The 4,593-nt window shown below is 75.1% G+C and carries 5 protein-coding genes; 3 read left to right on the top strand and 2 right to left on the bottom strand.

The window, feature by feature from the left end; translation table 11 throughout:
* The first annotated feature begins 125 nt into the window (after positions 1-125).
* Both ABD308_RS30285 and ABD308_RS30280 read left to right on the top strand, forming a co-directional pair.
* On the top strand, positions 126-257 hold the full coding sequence (locus tag ABD308_RS30285) for a hypothetical protein (protein ID WP_344341940.1): 132 nt from the start codon (positions 126-128) through the stop codon (positions 255-257).
* Between the two features lie 57 nt (positions 258-314).
* Entirely contained in the window at positions 315-1,277 is a 963-nt protein-coding gene (locus ABD308_RS30280) for a 2-hydroxyacid dehydrogenase (protein WP_344341934.1), read from the top strand.
* A 172-nt stretch (positions 1,278-1,449) separates the two neighbouring features.
* Here the strand turns inward: ABD308_RS30280 and ABD308_RS30275 are convergent, their stop codons facing one another.
* Complete coding sequence (locus ABD308_RS30275; RefSeq protein ID WP_344341927.1) at positions 1,450-2,394, bottom strand: DUF4231 domain-containing protein; 945 nt, start codon at positions 2,392-2,394, stop codon at positions 1,450-1,452.
* Positions 2,395-2,843: 449 nt separating this feature from the next.
* On the bottom strand, positions 2,844-3,608 hold the full coding sequence (locus ABD308_RS30270; protein WP_344341920.1) for an SIS domain-containing protein: 765 nt from the start codon (positions 3,606-3,608) through the stop codon (positions 2,844-2,846).
* Positions 3,609-3,830: 222 nt separating this feature from the next.
* Between ABD308_RS30270 and ABD308_RS30265 the strand changes: the two genes are divergently transcribed.
* Complete coding sequence (locus ABD308_RS30265; RefSeq protein ID WP_344341915.1) at positions 3,831-4,523, top strand: iron-dependent transcriptional repressor DtxR; 693 nt, start codon at positions 3,831-3,833, stop codon at positions 4,521-4,523.
* Positions 4,524-4,593 lie beyond the last annotated feature (70 nt).

The raw sequence follows: 4,593 nt of genomic DNA, 5'->3' as shown, positions 1-4,593 counted from the left end.
ACCGCCCTCGGCGAACTCGCCGAGGGCGGGCGGGGGCTCCAACTCGTCGCGGGGCTCACCCACCGGTGGGGCGTCGAGTCGCACAAGAGAGGCAAGCTCGTCTGGTTCGAGCTGGACTCGGCCGCATGATGATCGCCGTCGGCCTGCTCGTCCTCGCCTCGGCGTTCGTCGGCGCGATCGGTGAGGTGCTGACGCGATCACTGCGGGACCGCGTCGACCGGGCGGGCAGCACGGTCGACGAGCATAGGTGCCATTAATGGCACTCTGCCCCCTCGCCCGGTCCGGCGTGAGGGGGCGGAGCGTAGATTCGGCTCATGAACGAGCACCCTCCGGTCCTGGTCAGCCGTCGTCTCGCGCCCGGTGTCGCCGAACGGCTCACCGCGCACCACGCGGCCACCGTGCACGACTCCGACCTGCCGATGGCGCGCGCCGAGCTCCTCGCGGCCGTCCGCGGCCGCCGGGCGCTGATCACCACCCTGGACGACCGGGTGGACGCCGAACTCCTCGATGCCGCCGGCCCCGGCCTCGAAATCGTGGCCAACCACGCGGTCGGGTACCACAACGTCGACCTCGCGGCCTGCGCCGAGCGCGGCATCCCGGTCACCAACACCCCGGGCGTGCTGACCGCCGCCACCGCCGACATGGCGTGGGCGCTGCTGCTGGCCGCCACCCGTCGCCTCGGCGAGGGCGAGCGTCTGCTGCGCTCCGGTGAGGCCTGGGCCTGGGCGCCGAACTTCCTGCTCGGCCTGGAGCTGACCGGCACCCCGCTCGGCATCCTCGGCATGGGCCGGATCGGGCAGGCGGTGGCCCGCCGGGCGCGCGGCTTCGACATGCCGGTCCGCTACCACAACCGCCACCCGCTCCCGCCCGAGCGGGCCGACGGCGCCGAGTGGCTGCCGCTGGACGACCTGCTCGCCACCTCCACCGTCCTGGTCGTCACCTGCCCGCTGAGCGACGCCACCCGCCACCTGCTGGACGCCCGCCGGCTCGCCCTGCTGCCGCCCGGGGCCGTGGTGGTCTCGATGACCGCCGGCGTCGTCGACGAGGAGGCGCTCGCCGCCGCCCTGGAGTCCGGCGCGCTGTTCGCCGCCGCCGTCGACAACTTCGAGCACGAGCCCGCCGTCCCCTCCGCCCTCCTCGCCCAGGACCGCGCCGTCCTCGCTCCCCACCTGGGCAGCGCCACCGTCCGCACCCGCCAGGCGATGGGCGACCTCGCCGTCGACAACGTCCTCGCCGCCCTCTCCGGCAAGGCCCCGCTCACCCCGGTGGGCCGGTAGCCGGGGCGTGACCACGGGCGTGGGAAGTCGGCGAGGCCGACTTCCCTCGCCAGGACGGGCGGCCCGGGCCGGCGGTTACGGGCCGGTGAGGTGGTTGGTGGTGGCGGCTCGCACGCCGGTCCCGGTCCCGGAAACACAGGTGCACAGCTGAGCCGGGGGACCAGCCCGGGCCTTACGCGCGGTCGGCGGGGCCGTTGATCTCGCGGCGGGCCTGCCAGGTGGTGTGTTCGCGGGAGACGGCGTCCTCGGCGTCGCGGGAGAGACGGGCCCAGAGTTCCTCGGCGTCGGGGGAGCCGACGTCGAGGTGGGCGAGCTGGGCGCGGATCTGGGCCAGTTCGTCGGCGGCCAGGCCGTAGGCGGCGGCGAGCGGGCGGTACTGGCGCAGTTGGGCCCAGGCGGTGACCGAGGCGGCCACGGCGGAGACGGTGCCGAGCGCGTCGAAGGAGAACTCGCCCATCGCCCGCAGCACCGCGAGCACCAGGCCGAGCAGCGGCAGCCCGACGCCGGCCACGCCGGTCCAGAAGCCGGCGCGGGCGCAGTAGCGGGACTTGGAGCGGTACCAGTCCTGCTGCACCTGGATGCGCTCGCGCAGGTAGACGTCCCGGCGGACGGTCAGCGGTTGCTCGCGCAGGCCGCGCATCGCCGCCGTGATCTGGCTCTCCGGGGGCCGCCCGGCCAGGCCGGGGCCGACCGCGCGGCTGCCCCGGAACGCGTGCAGCACCCGGCCGAGCTGGAGGCCGTACAGTCCCTCGGCGTCCGGCAGCGGACGCGGTGGCGGCTGGACGGCGTCGGCCCGGACGGCGAACTTCCAGGCGAGGGTCTTCACCGACTCGGCGGCGGCCCGGCCCTCGTACCAGAGGCCCTGCGGGTTCTGCCGGCTGGTCACGGCGGAGAGGGCGATCGCGCCGAGGTAGGCGACGGCGGCGAGCCAGGACCATACGGTGCCGTCGGCCGAGCCGGCCGTGGCGGCCGCGACCAGCAGCAGCAGTTCGGCGGCGGAGAGCCGCACCGCCCTGGACTGCCCCTGTTGGGAGGCCGAGTCGGCCGCCCAGAAGAGCTCCGGCAACAGCTCGCGCTCCCGCACCACCCGGTCCGACCCGCCCGTGCCCGACGCCATTCCGTCCCCCCACTCGCGGCTCCGCCGCCGCCCCGGCGGTACCTGCCCCGCGACGAGGCCCGGTACGCCTCGGGTGGGGCTGCGGCGGCGGAGGTGGCCACCGGGCCCGCCGCGATCCGGTGTCCCCTCAGCCGGCCGCCGGCGGGGACGGGAACGGGACGTGCGGGGGGTGGCCGGGGCAGCACGTGGTCTGGTGCGGGCCGGGAGGGAGGTGTGCGGGTTGGCCAGGGGACGGGCTGCGTCACGGTCCGTGGCCGGCGACTGCCCCTGCCCGGCAGGGGCGGGCGTGCGGGGCGGCCAGGGGCATGGGAGGCGGGTGCTGCGGCCCCCGCCGCGGGCGCGGGGCCCGGCGGCGGGGCGTGTCGGCTCGGGTGTGCTCCAGGTCGGCCGCTGGCGTAGGCGGCCTGGTGCCGGCGGCTCCGCCGGTGTACGGCGGAGGGCGGACGGGGTCAGAAGGTGTAGAAGATCCGCTCCGCGTTGTCGGACATCTGCTTCGCGTTCCACTCGGTGCCGCCGGGCACGTTGCCGGAGCGGAACAGGGGCGGGGTGGCGCCGGTGCCGGCGAGGGCGGCGTCCGCCAGGCGGTCCACGGCGGAGGCGACCACGGCCTGCATCAGGGCGCTGGTGACGATGGTGGAGACCGGGCCGAAGGTGGTCTCGGCGCCGGGGTGGGTCAGCTCGCCGTCGCCGACGGCGATCTTGTTGTCCAGGACGACGTCGCAGTGGTCCTTCAGGTACGTGCCGGAGGGGTGCGCCGAGGCGATCTCGCGGGGGTAGGCCAGCGAGGTCAGTCCGATCACCTTCAGGCCCCGGTCCCGGGCGTGCTGGGCCAGCTCGACCGGCATCACCTGGCGGCCGGAGAGCGAGATGAGGAACAGCAGGTCACCACTGGTGGCGGGGGTGTGGTCGAGGGCGGCGGTGGCCAGGCCGGAGACCCGTTCCAGCGCGCTGGACAGCGGCGCAGGCATCACCGTGACCCCGGCCATCCCGGGGACCTCCAGCAGGTTCATCGGCACCAGCCCGCCGGCCCGGTAGACCACGTCCTGGGCGGCCAGCGAGGAGTGGCCGGCGCCGAAGGTGAAGATCCTGCGCCCTTCGGTGATCGCCTCGGCCAGCAGGGCGGCGGCGGCCTCGATGTTCTCCGCCTCCTCGGTGCGGACCCGCTGGAGGTGCGCGATCGCGGTGTCGAAGTACCGGCCGACCAGCTCGCTCATCTGTTGCCTTCGCTCTCTGCCGGTGGGGGATTCCGGCCGGGTGGGGGGCGGGCCGTGGTGGTCCGGCCGCGGGGAGGAAGCTACGGCCAGCACCGTGCTGCCTCACCGGCGCCGCTGTCAACAGGCGGGAAAAGCGACCCCTTGCGCCCGGCGGCGGGCCCGGTAGTCGGTGCGGTAGGTCAGAATTGGCGATGAGGACACCGAGGAACGGAGCCAGCGGCGATGTCTGGGCTGATCGACACCACTGAGATGTACCTTCGCACCATCCTGGAGCTGGAGGAGGAGGGCATCACCCCGATGCGCGCCCGGATCGCCGAGCGCTTGGAGCAGAGCGGTCCCACGGTCAGCCAGACGGTCGGCCGGATGGAACGCGACGGACTGCTGCGCGTCGCGGGTGACCGGCACCTGGAGCTGACCGAGGAGGGCCGCCGGCTCGCGGTGCGGGTGATGCGCAAGCACCGCATCGCCGAGTGCCTGCTGGTCGACGTGATCGGCCTGGAGTGGGAGCAGGTGCACGAGGAGGCCTGCCGCTGGGAGCACGTGATGAGCGAGACGGTCGAGCGCAAGGTGCTCGCCATGCTCGGCCACCCCACCCAGTCCCCGTACGGCAACCCGATCCCGGGGCTGGACGAGCTGGGCGACGCCAAGGCCGAGGGCGAGGGCTTCGACGCCGGGCTGGTCCCGCTGGACACCGTGCTGCCGGGTGCGGACGGCTCCGACGTGGTGGTCCGCCGGATCGGCGAGCCGATCCAGACCGACGGCGACCTGATGCGCACGCTGCGCCGGGCCGGGGTGCGGCCGGGGTCGACGGTGCGGGTGAGCGCCGGGGTCGGCGGGGTGCTGGTGGGCACCGGCGACAACGCCGCCGAGCTGGGCAAGGACATCGCCGCGCACGTGTTCGTCGCGCAGGCCTGAGCGCGGGAGCGCGGGGCGGGCGGTAGGGGGCGGCAACGCCGGACGGGGCCGGGCGCTCCCCGCGCACCCG

It is taken from the genome of Kitasatospora putterlickiae (assembly GCF_039527695.1).
Lineage (GTDB): Bacteria > Actinomycetota > Actinomycetes > Streptomycetales > Streptomycetaceae > Kitasatospora > Kitasatospora putterlickiae.
This window is presented reverse-complemented; position numbering and strand designations above follow the sequence as displayed.